This is a genomic window from Polaribacter marinus (assembly GCF_022662535.1).
GTDB lineage: Bacteria > Bacteroidota > Bacteroidia > Flavobacteriales > Flavobacteriaceae > Polaribacter > Polaribacter marinus.
The window spans coordinates 66,817-88,568 of sequence record NZ_JAKQYM010000004.1; the positions used below are offsets into that span (position 1 = coordinate 66,817).

Sequence of the window (21,752 nt, forward strand, 5' to 3'; positions counted from 1 at the left end):
TGAATTTATTATATCGTATTTTTGAGCTCAATTAATTTTCGAAAATGAAAAGTATTCAAAAGATCTTAAAAAAAAAGAAATACATTAAAATAAATCTTAAGAAAATTGCAACCAATCATTTGGAACTCAAAGCGAAAATTAATGGAATAAAAGGGCGTTTTATTTTAGATACGGGTGCTTCCAATTCTTGTGTAGGTTTAGATTTAATTGATCACTTTAATTTAGATGCTCAAGAAAGTGAAACCAAAGCTGCTGGCGCAGGTGCTACGGATATGGAAACTCAACAATCAGAAAATAATCAGTTAGAAATTGGAGGGTGGAACACTAAGAAATGTCATTTGGTATTATTCAATTTATCACATGTAAATACCGCTTTAACACAACACAAAGCAAAAGAAGTTCATGGTATTATTGGAGCTGATGTTTTACAAAAAGGAAAAGCTTTTATAGATTATAATAAGAACGTATTATATCTAAAAAAAACAAAAAAATAATTTAAAAAATAGAAATATGAGTTTGCAAAAACAAGTAATGGATAAAATGAAAGAAGCTATGAAAGCAAAAGATACTGTTGCTTTACAAGCTTTAAGAGCTGTAAAATCTGCTTTTTTATTAGCCAAGACCGAAACAGGTGTTCAAGAAGAATTGTCTGAAGAACAAGAAATTAAAATCATTCAAAAGCAAGTAAAACAGCGAAAAGATAGTGCTGCTATTTTTATAAAACAAAATAGACAAGATTTGGCCGAACCTGAATTAGCAGAATTGGCTGTTTTAGAACAATTCTTACCTGAAGCATTATCAGAAGAAGAAATAGAGGGTGTTGTTATTGCAACTATTAATGATTTAGGAGCTTCTGGAATGAAAGACATGGGAAAGGTTATGGGAATAGTTTCTAAAGAACTAGCAGGACAAGCCGACGGAAAAATAATTTCTACTTTAGTGAAAAAGAATTTAATGAGTTAACTAATGATGCTACTTTTGTAGAAATAATAATGGCTCCATAGTTCAACTGAATAGAATATCAGATTTCGGCTCTGAGGGTTGCAGGTTTGAATCCTGCTGGAGTCACAATTAAAAAGCAATTAACTATAATCAGTTAATTGCTTTTTATGTTTTTACCAAAAAATATTACCTTTTGGTTTGAGTCATATGATCTGCAACAACAATGGTATAATTTGCAATAGTTGCTTTTTCTTCGTCTGTCATTTTATCCCATTCAGATTGCATAACTGTGGTTACTGAAGTTATTTTTAAACCTGGTTGAATTTTGTGAATCCACCAAATAATTCCTTGGTTGTAATTAGAATGATAAGAGCCTTCAATATGAAATAATAAATCACCTTTATTAAAATTTTTTAAAGAAAAGTAAGCCATTGTAGCATCTTTTGAAGCTTGAGCCGTTTGAATGTTTAGCATATTTGGCGGAACATGACCTCCCATTTTACTTGCCATTTCTGCATAAGCTTTAACTGTTGGATCAAAAAATTTTTCTAAATCTGGACCAATCAATGTTAATGCTTGTGGACTCAACTCTTTTAGTGCTCCGATTCCTTTTTTATTAATCATTGCGGCATATCTTCTAGGAATATTTGTGGCAATAAAGCGCAATTTTTTTTCTTTAGCAAACTCAACTAGCGGTTTATAATCTGTTTGATAATTACCCCATAATTGTGTAATTTCTGGAAGCATTTTTTTTTCATCATAAAAACCAGCCAAATATTCATCAAGAACTAATTGATTTCCACTTTCAAACATCTCTGCACCAAAAAATAATTTATTTCCTTTTTTTTCATAAAAACTTTTAGCCATTTCAATTTGTAACCAATGTGATATTGGGTTTGTATGATATTCGCCAAAAAAAACCATATCACTTTTTATAAGATTTCTAATCATTTTATTGTATTTGACAATTTTTCCTTTTTGATTAAAAAGTTGGTAAGCAGGTTTGTCTTGAGAAAATGATAAATTTATAAATGTAATAAGAAAAAAAACGGTTGCTAGGGTGTGTTTCATCTGAATTATTTTAAATAATTGTATTTTTAAGATGTAAGAATATAACTCAAATTTAAAAGAAATAATGTGATTTTTGTCATATAAAAAATCTTTTTTTAGTTGGAAATTAGTACTAGAATTTAAAACCTATTAAAGATGAAAAAAAGAGAATTAGTTTCAAAAATTATGTCAACAGATTTAATTACTGTAAACCACACAAATAATTTAGTTGATGCTGAAAAATTATTTAAAGAAAATAGTATTAGACATATTCCTGTAGTTAATGGAGATGATATTATTGGAATGTTAAGTTTAACAGATTTGTTACGTATTACGTTTGTAGATGATTATAGTTCTGAAGACAATGTTGATACTGCTGTTTATAGTATGTTAAGTATTGAGCAAGTAATGGTTAAGAATTTAATTTCTGTAAAATCTACACAAACTATTAAAGAGGTTGTAGAAATTTTGGCAAAGAATGAGTTTCATGCCTTACCTGTTGTAGATGATTCTAAATTAGTTGGAATTGTAACTACCACAGATATTTTAAATTATTTATTAAAGCAATATTAAGGATAAAAAAAACTCGAAGTTGTTTACTTCGAGTTTTTTTGTTTACAAATTAGACATTAATTGATAATGTTTTTTAAATCTGCAATGGTTGCTGTTGGATCTTCTGAACCAAAAACATAGCTTCCTGCAACTAAAACATTGGCACCAACTTCTATTAATTTATTGGCATTTTGATTTGTAACACCTCCATCAATTTCTATTTGACAATTAGATGCTGTAAAATCGATTAAGTGTTTTAATTGGCTTATTTTTTTATAGGTGTTTTCTATGAATGATTGTCCACCAAAACCAGGGTTTACACTCATAATGCACACCATATCTAAATCTTCAATAACATCTTCTAAAACGGCAATTGGTGTGTGTGGATTTAAAGCAACTCCAGCTTTCATACCTGCTGCTTTTATAGCTTGTATTGTTCTATGTAAATGTGTACAAGCTTCGTAATGTACGGTTAAAATATTTGCGCCTAAATCTGCAAATGTTTGTATATATTGATCTGGATTTACAATCATTAAATGTACATCGATTGTTTTAGTAGCGTGTTTAGCAATGGCTTTTAAAACAGGCATTCCAAAAGAAATGTTGGGTACAAAAACGCCATCCATAATATCAATATGAAACCAATCGGCTTCACTATTGTTTACCATTTCGATGTCTCTTTGTAAATTTGCAAAATCTGCTGCTAAAATTGAAGGTGCAATTAAGTTACTCATTAGTTTGTTGTTGTGTTGTGATTTTATTTTGCAAAGATAATTAATTCATAAAGGAGAATGAGATTGAAGAAGTAATATATTTTGTGAATTGGTTTAGCCCAGATTGAACGGTTTGTTTGAGCTCTTTTTTACTGTCAGTTCGAGTGAATTTTGAAGAATGAAAAATTTGTATCGAGAACAGAAGTAAAAAAAGCGAGTAGTGAAAGCTGGAAATAGCTTCTAATAAAAAAATAACACATAAAAAAACTCCCAAAAATGAATTTGAGAGTTTTAAGTTTTATAAAAATTAATGATTATCCAAGATATGTCATTAAAATTTTAGATCTAGAAGTATGTTTTAATCTTCTGATTGCTTTTTCTTTAATTTGACGAACACGCTCACGAGTTAAATCGAAAGTTTCTCCAATTTCTTCTAAAGTCATTGGTTGGTGTTCTCCTAAGCCAAAGTATAGTTTTACAACATCTGCTTCTCTTGGTGTAAGAGTTTCTAATGCTCTGTTAATTTCGATTCTTAAAGATTCGTGTAATAAAACTCTATCTGGGTTTGGAGACTCACCAGAGTTTAAAACGTCGTATAAGTTAGAATCTTCACCTTCAATTAAAGGTGCATCCATAGATACGTGACGTCCAGAATTTTTCATAGATTCTTTTACGTCATTAACCGTCATGTCTAATTTTTTAGCAATCTCTTCTGCACTTGGAGGACGCTCATTTTCTTGTTCTAAGAAAGCGTACATTTTGTTAATTTTATTGATAGAACCAATTTTGTTTAACGGTAAACGTACAATACGAGATTGTTCTGCTAAGGCTTGTAAGATAGATTGACGAATCCACCATACAGCATATGATATAAATTTAAAACCACGAGTTTCATCAAAACGTTTTGCCGCTTTAATTAAACCTAAATTACCTTCATTAATTAAATCAGGTAAAGTTAATCCTTGATTTTGATATTGTTTTGCAACAGATACAACAAATCTTAAATTGGCTTTTGTTAATTTTTCTAATGCTCTTTGATCTCCTGCTTTGATTAGCTGAGCTAACTCTACTTCTTCATCAGCTGTAATTAGGTCTACTTTTCCAATTTCTTGTAAATATTTGTCTAGGGAAGCAGTTTCTCTATTGGTAACCTGCTTGGTAATTTTAAGTTGTCTCATCTAATTCTCAATAACTTTTTAAAGGATTAATGTAATCGCTACAATTCATTATACGTAAGACTTTAACTAAATGTTACAAAAAGAATCCATTTTTTTTGTTTTTTTTCAATTTGTTTAAAAGTAGAAAAATTACCATTCATCGATATAAATATTCAATTTGTCTTTTTTTTTAAAATGGCAGTGACTTATTTACTTTTTTTGTGTCATAAATATAACTGAATTGAAAACCCCTAGTGTTAATATAGTAACTGACGAAGAATTAATTATTAAAATTGTAGCAACAAATAATTCGCAATTATTTGCTGTTTTATATGATAGGTATTCTAAAGTAGTTTATAATAAGTGTTATGGTTTCTCTAAAAATAAAGAGGAAGCAGAAGATTTAACACATGATGTTTTTATAAAGCTGTTTGTAAAGCTGAAAACTTTTAAAGGTAATTCTAAGTTTTCTACTTGGTTATATTCTTTTACATATAATTTTTGTGTAAATTATGTGCAAAGAAATTCTCATAAAAAGAAAGAAAAGATTACAGTTGTTACAGACCAGATTAAAGATGAAGATGTTCTAGAAGAAATTGATGAGGCTACTTTATTTGAATTAAAATCAGAAAAACTAGCAAAAGCATTAGAGTTAATTGATCCAAAAGAAAAAATGATTTTGTTAATGAAATATCAAGACGATATGAGCGTTAAAGAAATAATGGAAGTTTTAGAACTTGGTGAGAGTGCTGTTAAAATGCGCATTAAAAGAGCAAAAGAAAAAATGGTTAAAATGTACCAAGAACTGTAGTTAATTATGAATAATCCTTTTAAGAAGATATTACATCATTATGAGGTGCCCGAAGGTTTAAAAGAAAAGGTGCTTAATGATATTAATATGATAAAACAAACAATGGATATTGCCGATTTGTTTATGGTTCAATTTCCAAATACAGTTACGAGTTTTAATGGGGGCGGTAATTATTTTAAAGAAGAAGAGTAAATAAAAATATTTATAATTTGATGAAGTGTTGGGGGACAATTTGTCAAGGTGAATTATTTTTCACCAAAGAAAAAGAGATCGTGAAAACGATCTCTTTTATTTTTTTAGGTATTTTTTTGTTTAAAATAAACCATTTATCTGAGCATCTATTCTGTCTATAATATATCCAAGATCTTCTTGATTATCTACAAAATCTAAATTATCTACATCAATAACTAATAATTTTCCTTTTGTATAGGTAGAGATCCACGCTTCATATCTTTCGTTTAATCGGCTTAAATAATCAATACTTATAGAGTTTTCATAATCTCTACCACGTTTATGAATTTGTCCTACTAAGGTAGAAATGTCTGCACGTAAATAAATTAATAAGTCTGGTGGAGAAACTAAATTTTCCATCAATTCAAATAAAGAACTATAATTGCTATAATCTCTATTGGTCATTAATCCCATAGCATGTAAGTTGGGTGCAAAAATATGCGCGTCTTCATAAATTGTTCTGTCCTGAATAATTTTATTTCCAGATTCTCTCAATTCTAAGATTTGGCGAAAACGGCTATTTAAAAAGTAGACTTGTAAGTTAAAAGACCAACGTTCCATTTCTGCATAGAAATCGTCTAAATACGGGTTTTCATCAACAGACTCAAAATGAGGTTTCCATTTATAATGTTTGGCTAAAAGTTTTGTTAAAGTGGTTTTACCAGCACCAATATTTCCAGCAATTGCAACGTGCATATTTTGTATTTCTATAAGTTAAAAAGCGATGCTAAAGGTAATCAAATTTTACAATTACTAAAGGATTAACAAATCAATTTATAACCAAACCCTCTGATATTGATTATTTGAATCGTTGTGTCGTTTTTTAATTTCTTACGTAATTTACTGATAAAAACGTCCATACTTCTTGCATTAAAGAAATCATCATTCCCCCATAATTTATTTAAAATAAAAGTCCTATCTAAAACTTGATTTTTTTGTTGGTATAGATAAAAAAGTAACTCAGCTTCTCTGTGAGTTAGTTTTTCTTCTGTAGTATAATTTGTTAAGGTTTGTTTGGTGTAATTAAAAGAATAATTTCCAATTTTAATGCTTTCTACATTGGGTTTTAAAGTAATTCTATTTAGTAAAGATTTTATTCTTACAATCAATTCTTCCATAGAAAAAGGTTTTTTTAGGTAATCATTTCCACCGTGATTAAAACCTTCTAAAACATCTGACGTTTGCGATTTTGCTGTAAGAAATATAATAGGAACCTGTTTGTTTTCTAAGCGTATTTCTTTAGCTAAAGTAAAACCATCTTTTTGTGGCATCATTACATCTAAAACCAAAATATCTACATTTTCTTTGTGATAAATCTCTAATGCTTCTTCACCATTTTCTGCATGAAAAACGGTAAAACCTCTAGTCTCTAAACTCTCTTTTACAATCATTCCTAAGCTTGCTTCATCTTCTGCTAAAAGCACTTTTATATTACTCATTTGGCAAGTTTATTTTAAAAATAGTTTTATTTTTTGTTGATGTTAAATCGATTGTACCTAAATGCTTTTCGATAATTTTTTTGCAATAATACAAACCAATACCAAAACCTTTTACATTGTGTGTATTCCCTTTAGGCACTCTATAAAATTTATCAAAAATCTTTTCTTGCTGATTTTTATCAATACCTTCTCCATTATCTGCTATAATAATTTCTATAGAGTTTAAAATAGAATTGATGTTAATTTCAATTTTATCTCCGCCGTATTTAATGGCATTATCAATTAAATTAGAAATGGCATTTTCAAAATGAAAAACATCTACATTTAGATAAATAGGTTGGAGATTTGTAGAAAATACAAGTTCTTTTTTTGTTGATAGTAATTGGTGCTTGTTTACCAATTTTTCTATGATTTCAGCAATATCTATTGTTTCTTTTTTTAACATTAATTGCTCGCTATCTAATGTTGCTGTTTCTAATAGTTTTTCTACCATTTGATGCAGTTTTTTTAACTGAATGGATGACATAGAAAGGTATTTTTTTGTTTTTTCTTTATCTTCTAAAACATTAAAATTTTCAATAGCTTCTATGGCTGTAGAAACAGTGGCAATTGGGGTTTTAAATTCGTGTGTAATATTGCTAATTAAATCATTTTTTATGGTTGCTAAATCTTTTTGTTGATTGATAATTTTTAACAAGTAGAATAAACAAGAAATGATCAAAAGCGATAATAAAAGTGATAAGAAAATTTCGAAAGAACTTCTTTTTAGAGCTTGATAGTTTGGAGAGGTAAAAAGCAATTTAAACGCCTCGTCTTTTTTTAAATAGGTAGATTTTGATGAAACACTTTTGATCAATTTGTTAGAAAAGAGTGAGTCTTTAGAGGCATAAAAAATAGAATCACTTTTAAAATGTTGAAATGTATAATCAATAGAAATTTCTTTTTGTTTTAATTGATTTTCAATTAAAGAATCTAATTTTTTATAATTAATATAAGTTGATGTTATTGATATAAAAAGTGGTTTTAAGTTGTCAATTAATTTTAAACTATCTGCCAGTTTTTTTCCTTTAAAATACTTTAATTCTAAACCATTGCTAGTCTTGTTTTTAAAGACATTAACACTCTTTATGTTTTTTGGGTTAATGTTTTTTGTTATTTCTTTTAAAATAGAATCTTTTTCTTTTTTACCTTGTTTTTCATCAGAAGTAATAGAAATGTTGGTAATTTTAAAGTTTTTTTCAATAATAGAAGTGTCTGTTTTTTTTTCATTAAAGTTAATAACAGTTGTAATTTCTTCTTTCGCTAATTTTGCATAATACTCTTCTATTGCATTGTCTAAGCTTAATTGGATTTCATTAGAAATTCTAACTTTATTTTCTTCGTAATTATTGTAATTCCAAAAAAGCTGAACAGCAATTGTGGCTACAATTGTTACTGTTATAAAGTAAAATATTAAATGATATTTTTTTGTATTCATCTGTCAAATATAATCAGTAATAATCATAAAATTAGCAAGTTAACACTCGTTAACACTTGTTAACTAAGTAAAGTTGTTTTAAGGATTACATTTGTAATGTATTAAAAAAATATATACTATTATGAATAAAATAATTTTAATCATTTGCATTTTTACATCAGCATTTGTTTTTTCTCAGAAGAAGCATGTGTCTTACATCAATACAAATTCGTTAAGTATTAGTGTAACTTCTTCTAAAGAATTAGAAACTATTAATTGGCAAGATATTAAAGAAGTTTTTAAAGACAATGACCCCGAAAGTGATGTTTCTCTTGAGATTAAAGTAAAATTAGAGGAAAAATCTACAAATAAATTAAGTTACAAGTATGATTATAGTTTTAAGTCTAATAGCAAAGCAAAAGATATTGACAGCCTCATTGTAAGAATGAAAAAAGGGGTAAATTATATTAACAGGGTAACAAAAAATCTAAAAAAATGAAGACTAAAATAATTACGTCATTAATTTTATTCTTGTCTATTTTTATAAATGCACAAGAATTTATAGGAAAAGCAACATACAAAACAAGTAGAAAATCTAGTTTTAAAATTGGAGGAGAAAAATCAACGATGTCTGATGCTCAAAAAAAAGAAATAGAGGCAAGATTGCGTAAAATGAATCAAAAGACTTTTACTCTAGAGTTTGATAAATCAACATCAACGTATAAGCAAGAAGCCAAATTAAATGCACCGCAACCTAAGGCTGGAGGACTTACAGTGATGTCTTTTGGAGGAGGTACCAATACAGATGTGTTTTACAAAAATATTAAAGAAAAAAGATATGCTAACAAAACCTCAATTATGGGGAAAGCTTTTTTAATTAAAGATTCTTTAGCAACTTATGATTGGCAACTATCTTCAGAAACAAAAAATATTGGAAAATATACTTGTTATAAAGCTACTTTATCTAAACAGGTAGATAAAACAAGTGTAGAGCTTGTTGATGGAAAGTTAGAAGAAATAAAGAAAAAAGTAACAGTTAACACTACTGCATGGTACACTCCGCAAGTGCCAATTAGTAATGGACCAAGTACTTATTACGGATTACCCGGTTTAATTCTAGAAATAAATGACGGAACCACAACTATGGTTTGTACAGAAATTATTCTTAATCCTTCTAAGAAAATTGTGATTGAAGAACCAGAAAAAGGAAAAGTTGTAAATCAAAAAGAATATAACAAGATAAGTAATCAGAAATCAAAAGAAATGCTAGAGCGTTTTAGAAGTAAAGATGGAAAAGGAATTGAAATAAATATAGGTGGATAATATAAAATAGAAACTTTAACTAATTTTATGCTACTATGGATTAAACCTTTCGTTTTTTTTTAAGTCTTAGCAGAAGGTAACAAAAATTACTTTTGATAAAAATTAAAGAAAACAATATGAAATCATTATTTACATTCATCTTAGCATTTGTAACAGTAGCAACTTTTGCTCAAAAAGACTTTCAAGGAAAAGCAATTTACATGTCAAAAACATCTATAAATTTAGATAATTTTGGAGGTAGAGGAGGAAGACAAATTTCTGAAGCTCAAAAAAAGCAATTTGCAGAAAGAATGAAATCTCAGTTAGAGAAAACATTTATTTTAGATTTTGATAAAACTTCATCTCTATATAAAGAAGATGCAAAATTAAGTGCCCCAACCACTGGTGGCGGAAGAGGACCAAGATTTGGTGGTTTTTCTAGTGGAGGAACAAAATATAAAAACACAAAAGATAAAGTAGCTATAGAAGCTACAGAATTCTTTGGTAAGAAATTTTTAATTTCTGATGAAATGGAACAACCACAATGGGAATTGGGAGCAGAAACTAAAAAAATAGGAAACTATACTTGTTATAAAGCAACCTTACTTAAAGATGTTAATCCTTTAGATTTTTCTAATTTTAGAAGACCAAGAAATGATGATAGTAAAGATTCTGGGAAGAAAGAAGAAGTTAAAAAAGTTTTAGTGACAGCTTGGTATACACCTCAAATACCAGTTAGTAATGGGCCAGGAGAATACTGGGGTTTACCAGGTTTAATTTTAGAGATTAACGAAGGAACTACAACAATTTTATGTACAGAAATAGTAATGAACCCTTCAGAAAAAGCAGCTATAGAAGCTCCAAAAAAAGGAAAAAAGATTACTAGAAAAAAATACAACGAAACAGTTACTAAGAAAACAGAAGAGTTAAGACAAAATTTTCAAGGTAGAGGAGGAAGAAATGGTGGCGGAAGACGCTTCTAATCAAAAACATAAAAACAAATTCAAACAATTTAGATGAAAAAAATAGTATTCCTAACCATTTTTATGGTTTCGCTTTTTACCAATGCACAAGTTAAATTAACAGGTGTTGTAAAAGATAGTATTGGAGAACCATTAGAAATGGCAAACGTTTTGGCTATCAATAAAACCACAAAAAAAATGGCTTCTTATGGTTTTACAGATGCTAAAGGTTTTTATAAATTAAGTTTAGATAAGAATGCCACTTTTGATATAAAAATCAGTTATGTGGGTATGAAATCTTCTGATTTTGTTGTAGAAACCAAAGAAATAGACGTTGTTAAAAATGTTACTTTATTTGAAGATAACATGTTAGACGGTATTAATATTGTTTCTAAAATGCCAGTAACTATAAAAGGAGATACAATTATTTACAATGCAGATTCTTTTCAAAATGGTTCAGAAAGAAAGCTAGAAGACGTTTTAAAAAAACTACCTGGGGTAGAAATTAATGATTCGGGTGAAATTGAAGTAGAAGGTAAGACCGTAGAAAAAATAATGGTTGATGGTAAAGATTTTTTTGATGGAGATACCAAATTAGCAACTAAAAACATTCCTTCTAATGCACTAGATAAAATTGAAATTTTAAGAAACTATGCAGATGTAAGTCAGCTTAGTGGTGTGCAAAACAATCAAGATAGAGTAGCAATAAATATTAGACTAAAAGAAGGAAAAAAGAATTTTTGGTTTGGAGATATTACTGCGGGAGCAGGAAATGCACCAGGTGAAAGCTTATACCTTTTTCAGCCAAAATTATTTTATTACTCGCCAAAATATACCATTAACGTTATTGGTGATGTAAATAATATGGGAGAAGTTGTTTTAGATAGAAGCGATATTAGAAATTTTAGTGGAGGTTTTAGAAGTCAAAGCCCATCAAACGGAACAAACTTAAGTTTAGCAAGTGCAGGTATTGGTTTTTTAAATGCAAATGTAAGAAATGCTAATAGAATAGAAACTAAATTAACAGCCTTAAATTTTAGCTATTCACCTAATGCAAAATTAGATTTAAGTGGGTTTTTAATTTTTTCTAGTAATCGAAATGGACAACAAAACAATGTTACTAGCGATTATATAGACCCAATAACTCCAGATGATTTTACACAGAGTATTACAGATCAAACAAGTAATACAGGTTTGTTTAAGTTTAGTGCAAATTATAAACAAAATGTAAGAAAGCAATTTAACTATGATGTTATTGGTCGTTTTTCAAATGAGTTTAGAACAGACGATGTTAATTCTTTTGTTTTAAGTGATATCACAGAAAGTGAAAGAGCAACACCTTATAAAATCAATCAAAATTTTAGCTATTTTTATACAGCAAACGAAAAAAATATTTTTGCCTTAGAGGCACAACATTTAATACAAGACGAAGATCCGTTTTATGTGGCTTCTTTAGAAAATGACCCATCAAATAATGATGATGTAAATAATGATGGTTTTGATGATGCAGCAGAAACATTAGGTTTAAATAGAAGTAACTTGTTTTATACATTAGAGCAAGATAGAAGAGTAAAATCAAATCAATTAGATGCAAAATTAGATTATTACAATATTCTAAATGATAAAAGTAATTTAAACTTTGTTGTAGGAACCATACAGAGCAAGCAAAATTTCGATTCTAAATTTTTTCAAATATTAGACAACGGAACAACAGTTGATCCAACTCCTACAATTCCAGGAAATACAGATCCACAAACAACAAATGATACAGAATATACTTTTTCTGATATTTATGCAGGGTTAAGATATCGTTTAAAATCGGGTATTTTTACTTTTACTCCAGGGGTAACTTTGCATGCTTATAATGTAAAAAACACACAGTATCAAACAGAAATATTTAAAGATCAATTTCAAAAAATATTTCCAGAGCTTTCTATAATTGCACAATTTAAACAAAGTGAATCTTTAAGGTTTTCTTATAAACAAGAGGTTAATTTTACAGATGTAAATCAACTTGCAAGAGGTATTGTTGCTAATAGTTATGATTCTTTTTATTATGGTAATCAAGAGTTAATGAATGCACATATTCATAATTTAAACTTAAATTATTCTAGTTTTAATTTATTTAATTATACAAATGTATTTGCAAGAATCAATTATAAGAAAACAATAGATCAAATTAATTCAAATGTAATTTTTGAACCAGGTTCTGTAGTTTCAAGTAGTACTTCATTAAATTCTCCTTTTGATAATGAAAGCTTTACAGCATCAGGTAGATTAGGTAAAACATTTAATAAAATTAAAACATCTTTAGGAGCTAATTATAGTTTTAGTAAAACATATCAATTTATCAATTCTTTAGAGAATACAAATAAATTATTTTCTCAAAGTTATTCTGCAAGCGTAAGTACTAATTTTAGAAAAGCACCCAATGTAACTTTAGGATATAGCTTAAGATTATCAGATCAAAATAACAGTGCAAGAACTGCAGCCATAAAAGGGGTTACAAATGCACCTTCTATTAGTTTTGATGCTTATGTTTGGAACTCATTAACGGTTCGTTCTGATTTTTCTTATAACGAAGTAAAACAAGATGGAGTGGTTGCAAATTCGTATAAGATTTTAGATGCATCTTTGGCCTATAGAAAAAACAAAGATGCTAAATGGGAATATGAATTAGTTGGTAGTAACCTTTTAGCTACTGGTTCTACAGCTTCTGTAAATACAAGTAATCTTGTTTTTTCTATAAAAGAAACTTTTATTTTACCTAGATTTATTAGCTTAAGAGTAAAATATCAATTATAGTTCAATTAGAATTTTTAAATAAAAAATGGCTCAAGAAATTGGGCCATTTTTTATTTACTTTATTTATTTTAGCAGAATGAGTTTACTAGCATCTAAATCTCCTTTGTACGTAGCAACTAAAAGTTTAGGGGCTCTTTATGTATTTATACTTTTTGGGTTGTTTTTAGATAGTTTCTTTATGTTAGAAATCACTGATGACGCACAGTTTTATGCCAATATTAGTATGTTTGTTGGTTTTGCAGTAACTTTTTGGCAAGTAAATAAAAGGGTAAAAGAACAAATGATTTTTGCCGTAATTATTGCAATTATAGGAGAGTATTTGTTTTCTATTGTAATGGGTATGTATACCTATAGATTAGAAAATGTGCCACATTATGTGCCGCCTGGACATGCTTTGGTGTATGTAGCTGTTTTGTATTTTTCTAAGGCATCTGCAATTGTTAAAAATAGAGCGTTTATAGAAAAGATTTTTACCATTTTTATCATCGTTTATGCAACTGCTTTTTTAATTTTTGGGAATGATGTTTTTGGTTTTGTAATGACTGCTGCAACCTTATTTATTTTAAGGAAAAAACCAAGAGAACGCCTTTTTTATTTAACAATGTATATTACAGTTGCTTATTTAGAAATTATAGGAACTAATTATTTATGTTGGAAATGGCCTGCAACTGCTTGGGGGGTTTTCGATTTTTTACCTAGTTTTAATCCGCCAAGTGGAATAAGTTTCTTCTATTTTTTATTAGACTTAGGTACTTTGTGGTTTTATAAACAACGTCATAAAATTACTTGGGCTAGAATGAAAAGTCTAAGAAAAATTCGTTTAAACAAAAATATTTCTGCAAACTAAAATTAATTTGTTTGCGTTATAAATAGTATTCAAACTACAACTACAAAATGTCAATAAAAGTAACATCTGTTTCAAAAAATTATAAAGCACAGAAAGCATTGAGTGAAGTTTCATTTTATGCAGATAAGGGACAGGTTATAGGTTTTTTAGGTCCCAATGGAGCGGGGAAATCAACCATGATGAAAATCTTAACGGGGTTTATAAAACCAAGTTCTGGTGAAGTTTTTGTTGATGAGATTGACGTTTTAAAAAATCCATTAGAAGCACAAAAAATAATTGGGTATTTACCAGAACATAACCCATTGTATTCGGATATGTACGTGCGGGAATACCTGCAATTTCAAGCAGCTGTTTTTAAAGTTGATAAAAATGAAATACAAGCCTGTATTGAAAAAGTTGGTTTAACCAATGAGGCGCATAAGAAAATTAACCAACTTTCTAAAGGATACCAACAAAGAGTTGGTTTAGCAGCAGCTATTTTGCACAATCCAAAAGTGTTAATTTTAGATGAGCCAACTACAGGTTTAGATCCAAATCAGTTAGTAGAAATTAGAGAACTAATTAAGGAATTAGGTAAAGACAAAACAGTTTTGTTTTCTACGCATATTATGCAAGAAGTAGAGGCGGTTTGTGATCGAGTAATCATCATTAAAAAAGGTAAATTATTAATTGATAAAAAGCTTTCTGAATTGAAAGAAAACAATCAACAAATTATAGAAGTTGCCTTTGATTATAAGTTAGAAGAGCAATTCATAAAAAAATTACCAAACATAGTCTCTTATAAAAATAATTACGACAATACTTGGTACATTACTTTTGAATCTGATGAAGATATGAGACCAACGGTATTTGACTTTGCCCAAGAGAATGGCTTAAAAATTCTTAGTTTAAATACCAAAAACAAGAATTTAGAAACGCTTTTTAGAGAAGTTACAGTTTAATATTCTCAACGTTGTCATTTCAACGATATAAGAAACTCTATAATCTATTCTTTTTTAATTTCATGATTATTCAAATATTCATAAGCTTCTAATAAGGTAGGAAAAACCAAAACACTTCCTTCCTCTTTTAGTTCTTCTCCAGAATATTCTGTAGTAATTCCAATAGGAATCATGCCTGCTAATTTTGCAGCTCTTGTTCCTGTTAAACTATCTTCAAAAACCCAAATCTCATTAAAATCATTTTCTTTAAAGCCCAATGCTTTTGCTAAAGATATATATGCTTCTGGTGCAGGTTTTGGTTTTGCATAATCTTCCAATCCAAAAACGGTGGTAAAATTTAAGTATAAATGATGAATGCTATTTTTTAAAAACTGTTTTGTAGCATTGCTTGCAATTCCATAAGAAGTGTTTTTTTCGGATAGAAAACGAGTAATTTCTCTAACACCTGGTAGCAACTTAGGAACTTTAAAATAGATGTCTAGATGTTTTTTCTTTAGAAGAAATAAATCATTTGAACGTTTTTCCTCATCAATAACACTACAAAAGTAGGCTGCAATTATTTTAGGAGATTTTCCTGCATAACTTTTAGGAAATGGAACTATTTCTTGATTGAATAGTTCTTTAAAAGCAGAAGTCCAAGCCGAATAATGACTTTCAAAACTATCTACAACTACACCATCAAAATCAAATAAAAATCCTTTTGGTAATTCCATTAATTATTTCTTTTTTCGTTGAATATTTCCATTAAATACGGGTTCAAAAATTTATTAGTTGGATCTAATTCTTTCCTTAAAGTTTTAAAAGCATTCCATTGCTCATAAACTTTAGTAAGTTCTGCATCTTTAGCTGTAAAACGTTTTGCCCAATGAGGTTTACCTCCGTATTTCAAAAATATTTTCTCAATACTTTTAAATGCTTCATAAGTGTCTGCGGTAGCTGCATTTCTAGAAACACATCCCATGGTAACCGTATCTTTCTTATACGCATAGCTTAACCAAGATAGGTCTTTATACACAAAACGAATGTCCATTGGTATATGAATAAACGATTTATTACTCCACTTATTAATTTCTTTTTTTAATTCTTCAAATACTTTAGGGAATACATCTAAACCAATGGTCCATTCTGCCAACTCTAAGGTAGATCCTCTAGATTTTGTAACAGTTGCTTGGTATAAAGAACCTTTGTGTTCTTTTGTTGAGCTAAAAAAACCTTTGTATAACAGTTTATTGGCAATGGCTGTTATCCAAGGAAAAATATGTGTGTATTTGTATAATACTTTTGAAGCTGTTCTTCTGTGTTTTAAATATTTAGGACCTAAGTCTTCTTTAATTTCTGTATTTGGATTGATTTTGTCCCCAGTAATTACATAGCCTTTGTTGGTATGAGGTAGCCAAAGAATTCTTAAAAAATCGTGTTTTTTTAAACGCTCTTCTATTTTTGGTAACCAAAATTTGTCATTTTCAGGTCCTTCTTTTACATGCAATGTGTAAATGAGTTCGCATTGAAAAGTGATTTCAGAGAACACACCTAAAACTCCTAATGAAACTCTAAGGGCATGAATTAATTCGTCTTTATCTGTAACTTCTTTTACAGTGCCGTCAGCTAAAATAAGACTGCACTTTTTTACATATTCTGATAATAATTTTCCACTGGTACCATGTGTTCCAGTAGCTAAAGCCCCACCAATTGTAATTGTATTAATATCTGGCAAACAAGGAATGCACCAGCCTTTGTTTTCTATAGTTTCAATGAAGTCACCTAAAAGGATACCGGATTGAACAGTAATTGTTTTTTCGGAATCATTAAAGGATATAATTTTATTATAGGAAGTAATATCAATTAAAGTTTCTGCATCAGAAGCAATATCTGCAGAAGACTGTTTGCTTCCAAAAACACGAATTTTATCTGAATTCTTAACAACTTCTTGTAGCTCTTTTTCGGAGGTAATTTTATAAAGAGATGTGTATTTGTGTGTAAGATTTTTATTCCAACTTACCCAAACACCGTTTTTGTTTTGTGTCATTTATTTTTTATATAGCCAATCGTAATAAATAGGATTTGCTAGTTTTGTTACTGTTTGTCAATAAAATCAATTTAATTTATATTTTATTTGCTGATTTTCTAAACTAGTAAGTAATTCTTTAGAAATATGAACTTTAGTATTTCTACTAGGTAAACTCATTTCAATTTTTTCTTTAGCATCCCAAATGGTAAAGTTTAAAGATTGTTTTCCTGGGTTATTTTTTAAAATGGTTTCTAAATTTAAAATAGTATCTTCTTTTATTTCGTCTAAAGGAATTTTAATAGTGACTTTTTTACACAATTCATCCATGATATCGTGTAGCAATTTAAAATCTGTAAATTTTAAACGTGGATCACTTGTAACACCTTCTTTATTGGTCCAGCCAGGTTGAATTGTTGAGCGTACAAATAAGAAAGAATTAGGAACTAAAAAATGTTTAAATTTTAAATAATCTTCACCAAATATTCTAAACTCATTACTATCATTATAATCTTCAATTGTAAACATAGCCCAACCTTTTCCTGCTTTTGAAACCCTATGTTGTACATCAGTAACAATACCAGCAAAAGATAAATTCATGTTTACATATTTTGCTAAATCATCTTTAAAATGTCTTAATGAAGCATTGCAGAAAATCATTTCATTTTTAAAATCATCTAAAGGATGAGCAGAAATATAAATTCCAATCACTTCTTTTTCTTGTGATAACAATTCCATAGTTCCCCATGTTTCACATTCTGGAATATCTGGTTCTGGAAATTGTACCGTAGAAGCTTCTCCAAACATAGAAACTTGCGCAGAGTTTTCGTTTTCTTGAAATTTACTTCCAAACTTCATGGCGCGTTCTAAAAAGGTCAATCCTTTTTCGTCAGTGGCAAAATATTGTGCTCTATGGGTATCTGCAAAAGAGTCAAAAGCCCCAGCTTTTATCAAACTATCAAAAGATTTTTTGTTGGCAGCTCTTAAGTCTACACGTTTTGCTAAATCGAAAATAGAAGTATAGTTTCCGTTTTCTTTACGTTCTGCAATAATAGCTCTTACAGCAGCTGCACCAACACCTTTAACAGCAGCCATTCCAAAACGAACAGCACCATCTTTATTTACTGAAAATTTTAGATAAGATTCATTTAAATCTGGTCCTAAAACTTCCAATCCCATTCGTTTACATTCTTCCATAAAGAAAGAAACTGCTTTAATATCTTTCATATTATTAGAAAGTACAGAAGCCATGTATTCTGCTGGGTAATGTGCTTTTAAATAGGCTGTTTGATAAGCAATCCACGCATAACAAGTTGAGTGAGATTTGTTAAAGGCATAACTAGCAAAGGCTTCCCAGTCTTTCCATATTTTTTCTAATTTTTCAGCATCATGTCCTTTTGCAGAAGCTTGTTCTACAAATTTTGGTTTCATTTTATCAAGTACCGCAATTTGTTTTTTACCCATTGCTTTACGTAAAACATCGGCTTCTCCTTTTGTGAAATCTGCCAGTTTTTGCGACAAAAGCATTACTTGCTCTTGGTAAACTGTAATTCCGTATGTTTCTGCCAAATATTCTTCCATGGCAGGTAAATCGTATTCTATATCTTCGGTTCCGTGTTTTCTATTAATAAAAGACGGAATATATTCCATTGGACCAGGTCTGTACAAGGCATTCATGGCAATTAAATCGGCAAAAACTGTGGGTTTTAAAGAACGCATGTGTTTTTGCATTCCTGGGGATTCATATTGAAAAATACCAACAGTTTCTCCTCTTTGGAAAAGTTCGTAAGTTTTTTCGTCATCTAAAGGAAAGTTCTCTGGGTCTAAAGTGATGTTGTGTCTTGCTTTTACAATTTTAACAGTGTCTTTAATTAAAGTCAGCGTTTTTAATCCCAAGAAATCCATTTTTAATAATCCTGCAGATTCTACAACAGAGTTATCAAATTGGGTAACATACATGTCAGAATCTTTAGCTAAGGCTACAGGTACATAATTGGTAATATCGCCTGGTGTAATAATGACTCCACAAGCATGAATACCAGTATTTCTAACAGAACCTTCTAAAATGGTAGCCTTGTTAATGGTTTCGGAAATCAAATCGTTTCCAAAAGACATGTTTTTTAATTCTTCAACTAATTGTTTTTCTTCGGCACGTAAACCATCAACTTTACTTTTACTTTTTGCATCATCACCAAAAATATTTTTTAGTTTTATTCCTGGAATTAATTTGGCAATTCTATCGGCTTCAAAAAGAGGTAAGTCTAAAACTCTAGCCGTATCTCTAATGGATGATTTAGCCGCCATGGTTCCGTACGTAATAATCTGAGCAACTTGGTTTGCGCCATATTTATCAATTACATAATCCATTACACGTCCACGACCTTCATCATCAAAATCGATATCAATATCGGGCATGGATACACGTTCTGGATTTAAGAAACGCTCAAAAAGTAAATCGTATTTAATAGGATCTATGTTGGTAATCCAAAGACAATAGGCAACAACAGAACCGGCTGCAGAACCCCGACCAGGACCTACGGAAACATCCATTTTTCTTGCTTCACGTATAAAGTCTTCTACAATTAAGAAGTAACCAGGATATCCTGTTTTTTCAATTACAGATAATTCGAAATCTAAACGTTCTTTAATGGATTCCGTAATTTCTCCGTAACGTTTTTTTGCGCCTTCAAAAGTTAAGTGTTTTAGAAAATTATTCTCACCACGCTTTCCTTTATCCTCTTCATCTTTTGGGTCTTTAAACTCATCAGGAATGTCAAAAGCTGGTAATAAAACATCTCTAGCTAGAGTAAAAATTTCAATTTTATCTACAATTTCTTGAATGTTGATAATGGCTTCTGGCAAATCTGCAAAAAGCATTTTCATTTCGTCTGAAGACTTAAAATAGTACTCTTGGTTAGGCAATCCGTATCTATAACCACGGCCTTTTCCAATAGGAGTCGCTTGTTTTTCGCCATCTTTTACACACAATAAAATATCGTGTGCGTTGGCATCTTTTTTCTCTAAATAAAATGTATTGTTAGTGGCAACAATCTTTACATCGTGTTTTTTTGAGAATTTTAGTAAAGTTTCGTTTACGATGGTTTCATCTTGTTGATCGTGACGCATCAACTCAATATATAAATCGTCTTTAAATTGTTCTTTCCACCAGATTAAAGCCTCTTCTGCTTGTTTTTCTCCGAGATTTAAAATTTTACTAGGAACTTCACCGTATAAATTACCGGTTAAAACAATAATATCTTCTTTGTATTTTTCTACTAATTTTCTATCAATTCTTGGTACATAATAAAAACCATCTACAAAGGCAGCAGAAGACAGTTTTGCTAAATTATGATATCCATTTTTATTTTTTGCCAATAAAACAACTTGGTACCCGTTGTCTTTTTGCGATTTGTTTTTATGATCTTCACAAATATTAAATTCACAACCAATAATTGGTTTTATAGGAGTTTCTGCATTTTTATTATGATTTAAAACGGCATTTACAAAATGAAAAGCCCCCATCATATTGGCGGTATCTGTCATGGCAACTGCAGGCATATTATCTTTTGCCGCAGCTTTTACAATATTACCTAGTTGCATGGTAGATTGTAAAACAGAATATTGGGTATGATTGTGTAAATGAGAAAAAGGTACATCTTTTAATTCGGCCAAACCAGCCGAAGTAGACTTTGTCGTTTCTGTGTCTTTTAATTTTTCAAGACGTTGGCGAATTCTATCGCTTTCTTTTTTAAGGTTGATGTGTTTTAAACCAATTACTTGAATAGGTTTAGGGTTTGCTTCTGAGAAATTTTTAAAGTACTCATCATCAACATCTAATTGTTCTTTGGTAAATTCTCTTAAACGAATCAACTCTAAGAAACAACGTGTAGTTGCTTCCACATCGGCCGTTGCATTATGCGCTTCACCAAAACCCACACCAAATAAATGATTGTGTAATTCTGTTAAGGTGGGAAGTTTAAATTTACCTCCACGACCTCCAGGGATCTGGCACATCGTTGCTGTTTTCTCTGTACAAGTATCTAGAATAGGAAGAGAAGTTAAATTACTTTCTATGCCTAATCTATGGAATTCACATCCCATGATATTTAAGTCAAAATTTAAATTCTGACCAACAATAAATTTTGTTTTCGCTAAAACTTCATTAAATAACTTTAGTCCTTCATCTAAAGAAATTCCTTGCTCTGTTGCTAATTCTGTAGAAATTCCATGAATTCTTTCTGCATCGTAAGGGATGTTGAAGTTGTCGGGTTGTATTAAAAAATCGTTGTGTTCCAACACATTTCCCATTGCGTCGTGTAATTGCCATGCAATTTGAATACATCTTGGCCAATTGTCTGTATCTGTAATTGGTGCGTTCCAACTTTTAGGTAAACCTGTAGTTTCTGTATCAAAAATTAAGTACATAAAAAGGGCTTTTTGTTAGATGAGTTTATTTGTTTAAAAGGACTGTAAATTTACATTTTTTTGATGGATTTTAAAGTGTGAAATTGAGAGCTATTTTTTATTGGTTGTTAGTAA

The 21,752-nt window shown here is 29.7% G+C and carries 20 protein-coding genes and 1 tRNA gene; 12 read left to right on the forward strand and 9 right to left on the reverse strand.

Annotated elements, in window-relative coordinates; genetic code table 11:
• Positions 1-44: 44 nt before the first annotated feature.
• The 3 genes from MC378_RS06940 to MC378_RS06950 all read left to right on the forward strand — a co-directional run bounded on the left by MC378_RS06940 (position 45) and on the right by MC378_RS06950 (position 1,068).
• Entirely contained in the window at positions 45-494 is a 450-nt protein-coding gene (locus tag MC378_RS06940) for a retropepsin-like aspartic protease (protein ID WP_242178031.1), read from the forward strand.
• A 16-nt stretch (positions 495-510) separates the two neighbouring features.
• Positions 511-963, forward strand: coding sequence for a GatB/YqeY domain-containing protein (locus tag MC378_RS06945; protein ID WP_242178032.1), 453 nt, complete (start codon positions 511-513; stop codon positions 961-963).
• 31 nt (positions 964-994) lie between these two features.
• A tRNA-Arg gene (locus tag MC378_RS06950) sits at positions 995-1,068 on the forward strand.
• A 60-nt stretch (positions 1,069-1,128) separates the two neighbouring features.
• Here the strand turns inward: MC378_RS06950 and MC378_RS06955 are convergent.
• Entirely contained in the window at positions 1,129-2,013 is an 885-nt protein-coding gene (locus MC378_RS06955; RefSeq protein ID WP_242178033.1) for a ChaN family lipoprotein, read from the reverse strand.
• Between the two features lie 135 nt (positions 2,014-2,148).
• Between MC378_RS06955 and MC378_RS06960 the strand changes: the two genes are divergently transcribed.
• Positions 2,149-2,565, forward strand: a complete 417-nt coding sequence (locus MC378_RS06960; RefSeq protein WP_242178034.1) for a CBS domain-containing protein — start codon at positions 2,149-2,151, stop codon at positions 2,563-2,565.
• Positions 2,566-2,621: 56 nt separating this feature from the next.
• Here the strand turns inward: MC378_RS06960 and rpe are convergent, their stop codons facing one another.
• Together rpe and MC378_RS06970 are read right to left on the reverse strand one after the other, a co-directional pair.
• Positions 2,622-3,278, reverse strand: a complete 657-nt coding sequence (gene rpe, locus MC378_RS06965; RefSeq protein ID WP_242178035.1) for a ribulose-phosphate 3-epimerase — start codon at positions 3,276-3,278, stop codon at positions 2,622-2,624.
• Between the two features lie 293 nt (positions 3,279-3,571).
• Positions 3,572-4,435, reverse strand: coding sequence for a sigma-70 family RNA polymerase sigma factor (locus tag MC378_RS06970; protein WP_018942691.1), 864 nt, complete (start codon positions 4,433-4,435; stop codon positions 3,572-3,574).
• 220 nt (positions 4,436-4,655) lie between these two features.
• Here MC378_RS06970 and MC378_RS06975 point away from each other — a divergent pair, with 220 nt between their 5' ends.
• Together MC378_RS06975 and MC378_RS06980 are read left to right on the forward strand one after the other, a co-directional pair.
• Positions 4,656-5,225, forward strand: coding sequence for an RNA polymerase sigma factor (locus MC378_RS06975; protein ID WP_242178036.1), 570 nt, complete (start codon positions 4,656-4,658; stop codon positions 5,223-5,225).
• A 6-nt stretch (positions 5,226-5,231) separates the two neighbouring features.
• Positions 5,232-5,417, forward strand: coding sequence for a hypothetical protein (locus tag MC378_RS06980; RefSeq protein ID WP_242178037.1), 186 nt, complete (start codon positions 5,232-5,234; stop codon positions 5,415-5,417).
• A 120-nt stretch (positions 5,418-5,537) separates the two neighbouring features.
• On the opposite strand, the gene MC378_RS06985 is transcribed toward MC378_RS06980, so the two are convergent.
• The 3 genes from MC378_RS06985 to MC378_RS06995 form a co-directional block, all read right to left on the reverse strand.
• Positions 5,538-6,152, reverse strand: coding sequence for a deoxynucleoside kinase (locus MC378_RS06985; protein ID WP_242178038.1), 615 nt, complete (start codon positions 6,150-6,152; stop codon positions 5,538-5,540).
• Positions 6,153-6,217: 65 nt separating this feature from the next.
• Complete coding sequence (locus tag MC378_RS06990; protein ID WP_242178039.1) at positions 6,218-6,895, reverse strand: response regulator transcription factor; 678 nt, start codon at positions 6,893-6,895, stop codon at positions 6,218-6,220.
• Positions 6,888-8,372: a sensor histidine kinase gene (locus MC378_RS06995; RefSeq protein ID WP_242178040.1), complete on the reverse strand. Its 1,485-nt coding sequence runs from the start codon at positions 8,370-8,372 to the stop codon at positions 6,888-6,890. The genes MC378_RS06990 and MC378_RS06995 overlap by 8 nt, the downstream gene beginning before the upstream one ends.
• 121 nt (positions 8,373-8,493) lie before the next feature.
• Here MC378_RS06995 and MC378_RS07000 point away from each other — a divergent pair, with 121 nt between their 5' ends.
• The 6 genes from MC378_RS07000 to gldA all read left to right on the forward strand — a co-directional run bounded on the left by MC378_RS07000 (position 8,494) and on the right by gldA (position 15,208).
• On the forward strand, positions 8,494-8,850 hold the full coding sequence (locus tag MC378_RS07000) for a hypothetical protein (protein ID WP_242178041.1): 357 nt from the start codon (positions 8,494-8,496) through the stop codon (positions 8,848-8,850).
• Positions 8,847-9,674, forward strand: a complete 828-nt coding sequence (locus MC378_RS07005; protein ID WP_242178042.1) for a GLPGLI family protein — start codon at positions 8,847-8,849, stop codon at positions 9,672-9,674. The genes MC378_RS07000 and MC378_RS07005 overlap by 4 nt, the downstream gene beginning before the upstream one ends.
• Before the next feature lie 116 nt (positions 9,675-9,790).
• Positions 9,791-10,636 (forward strand): GLPGLI family protein, encoded by an 846-nt coding sequence (locus MC378_RS07010; RefSeq protein WP_242178043.1) that lies wholly within the window; start codon positions 9,791-9,793, stop codon positions 10,634-10,636.
• A gap of 33 nt (positions 10,637-10,669) precedes the next feature.
• Positions 10,670-13,420, forward strand: a complete 2,751-nt coding sequence (locus MC378_RS07015) for a carboxypeptidase-like regulatory domain-containing protein (protein ID WP_242178044.1) — start codon at positions 10,670-10,672, stop codon at positions 13,418-13,420.
• A 25-nt stretch (positions 13,421-13,445) separates the two neighbouring features.
• Positions 13,446-14,267 (forward strand): hypothetical protein, encoded by an 822-nt coding sequence (locus MC378_RS07020; RefSeq protein WP_242178045.1) that lies wholly within the window; start codon positions 13,446-13,448, stop codon positions 14,265-14,267.
• Between the two features lie 47 nt (positions 14,268-14,314).
• Positions 14,315-15,208 carry a gliding motility-associated ABC transporter ATP-binding subunit GldA gene (gene gldA / locus MC378_RS07025; protein WP_242178046.1) on the forward strand — a complete coding sequence of 298 codons (894 nt, stop codon included), beginning with the start codon at positions 14,315-14,317 and terminating at the stop codon, positions 15,206-15,208.
• A 44-nt stretch (positions 15,209-15,252) separates the two neighbouring features.
• Here the strand turns inward: gldA and MC378_RS07030 are convergent, their stop codons facing one another.
• From MC378_RS07030 to dnaE, 3 genes are all read right to left on the reverse strand, one after another.
• Positions 15,253-15,921 (reverse strand): HAD family hydrolase, encoded by a 669-nt coding sequence (locus MC378_RS07030; RefSeq protein WP_242178047.1) that lies wholly within the window; start codon positions 15,919-15,921, stop codon positions 15,253-15,255.
• Complete coding sequence (locus MC378_RS07035) at positions 15,921-17,234, reverse strand: D-arabinono-1,4-lactone oxidase (protein WP_242178048.1); 1,314 nt, start codon at positions 17,232-17,234, stop codon at positions 15,921-15,923. The genes MC378_RS07030 and MC378_RS07035 overlap by 1 nt, the downstream gene beginning before the upstream one ends.
• 66 nt (positions 17,235-17,300) lie before the next feature.
• On the reverse strand, positions 17,301-21,638 hold the full coding sequence (dnaE, locus tag MC378_RS07040) for a DNA polymerase III subunit alpha (RefSeq protein ID WP_242178049.1): 4,338 nt from the start codon (positions 21,636-21,638) through the stop codon (positions 17,301-17,303).
• Between the last annotated feature and the right edge of the window lie 114 nt (positions 21,639-21,752).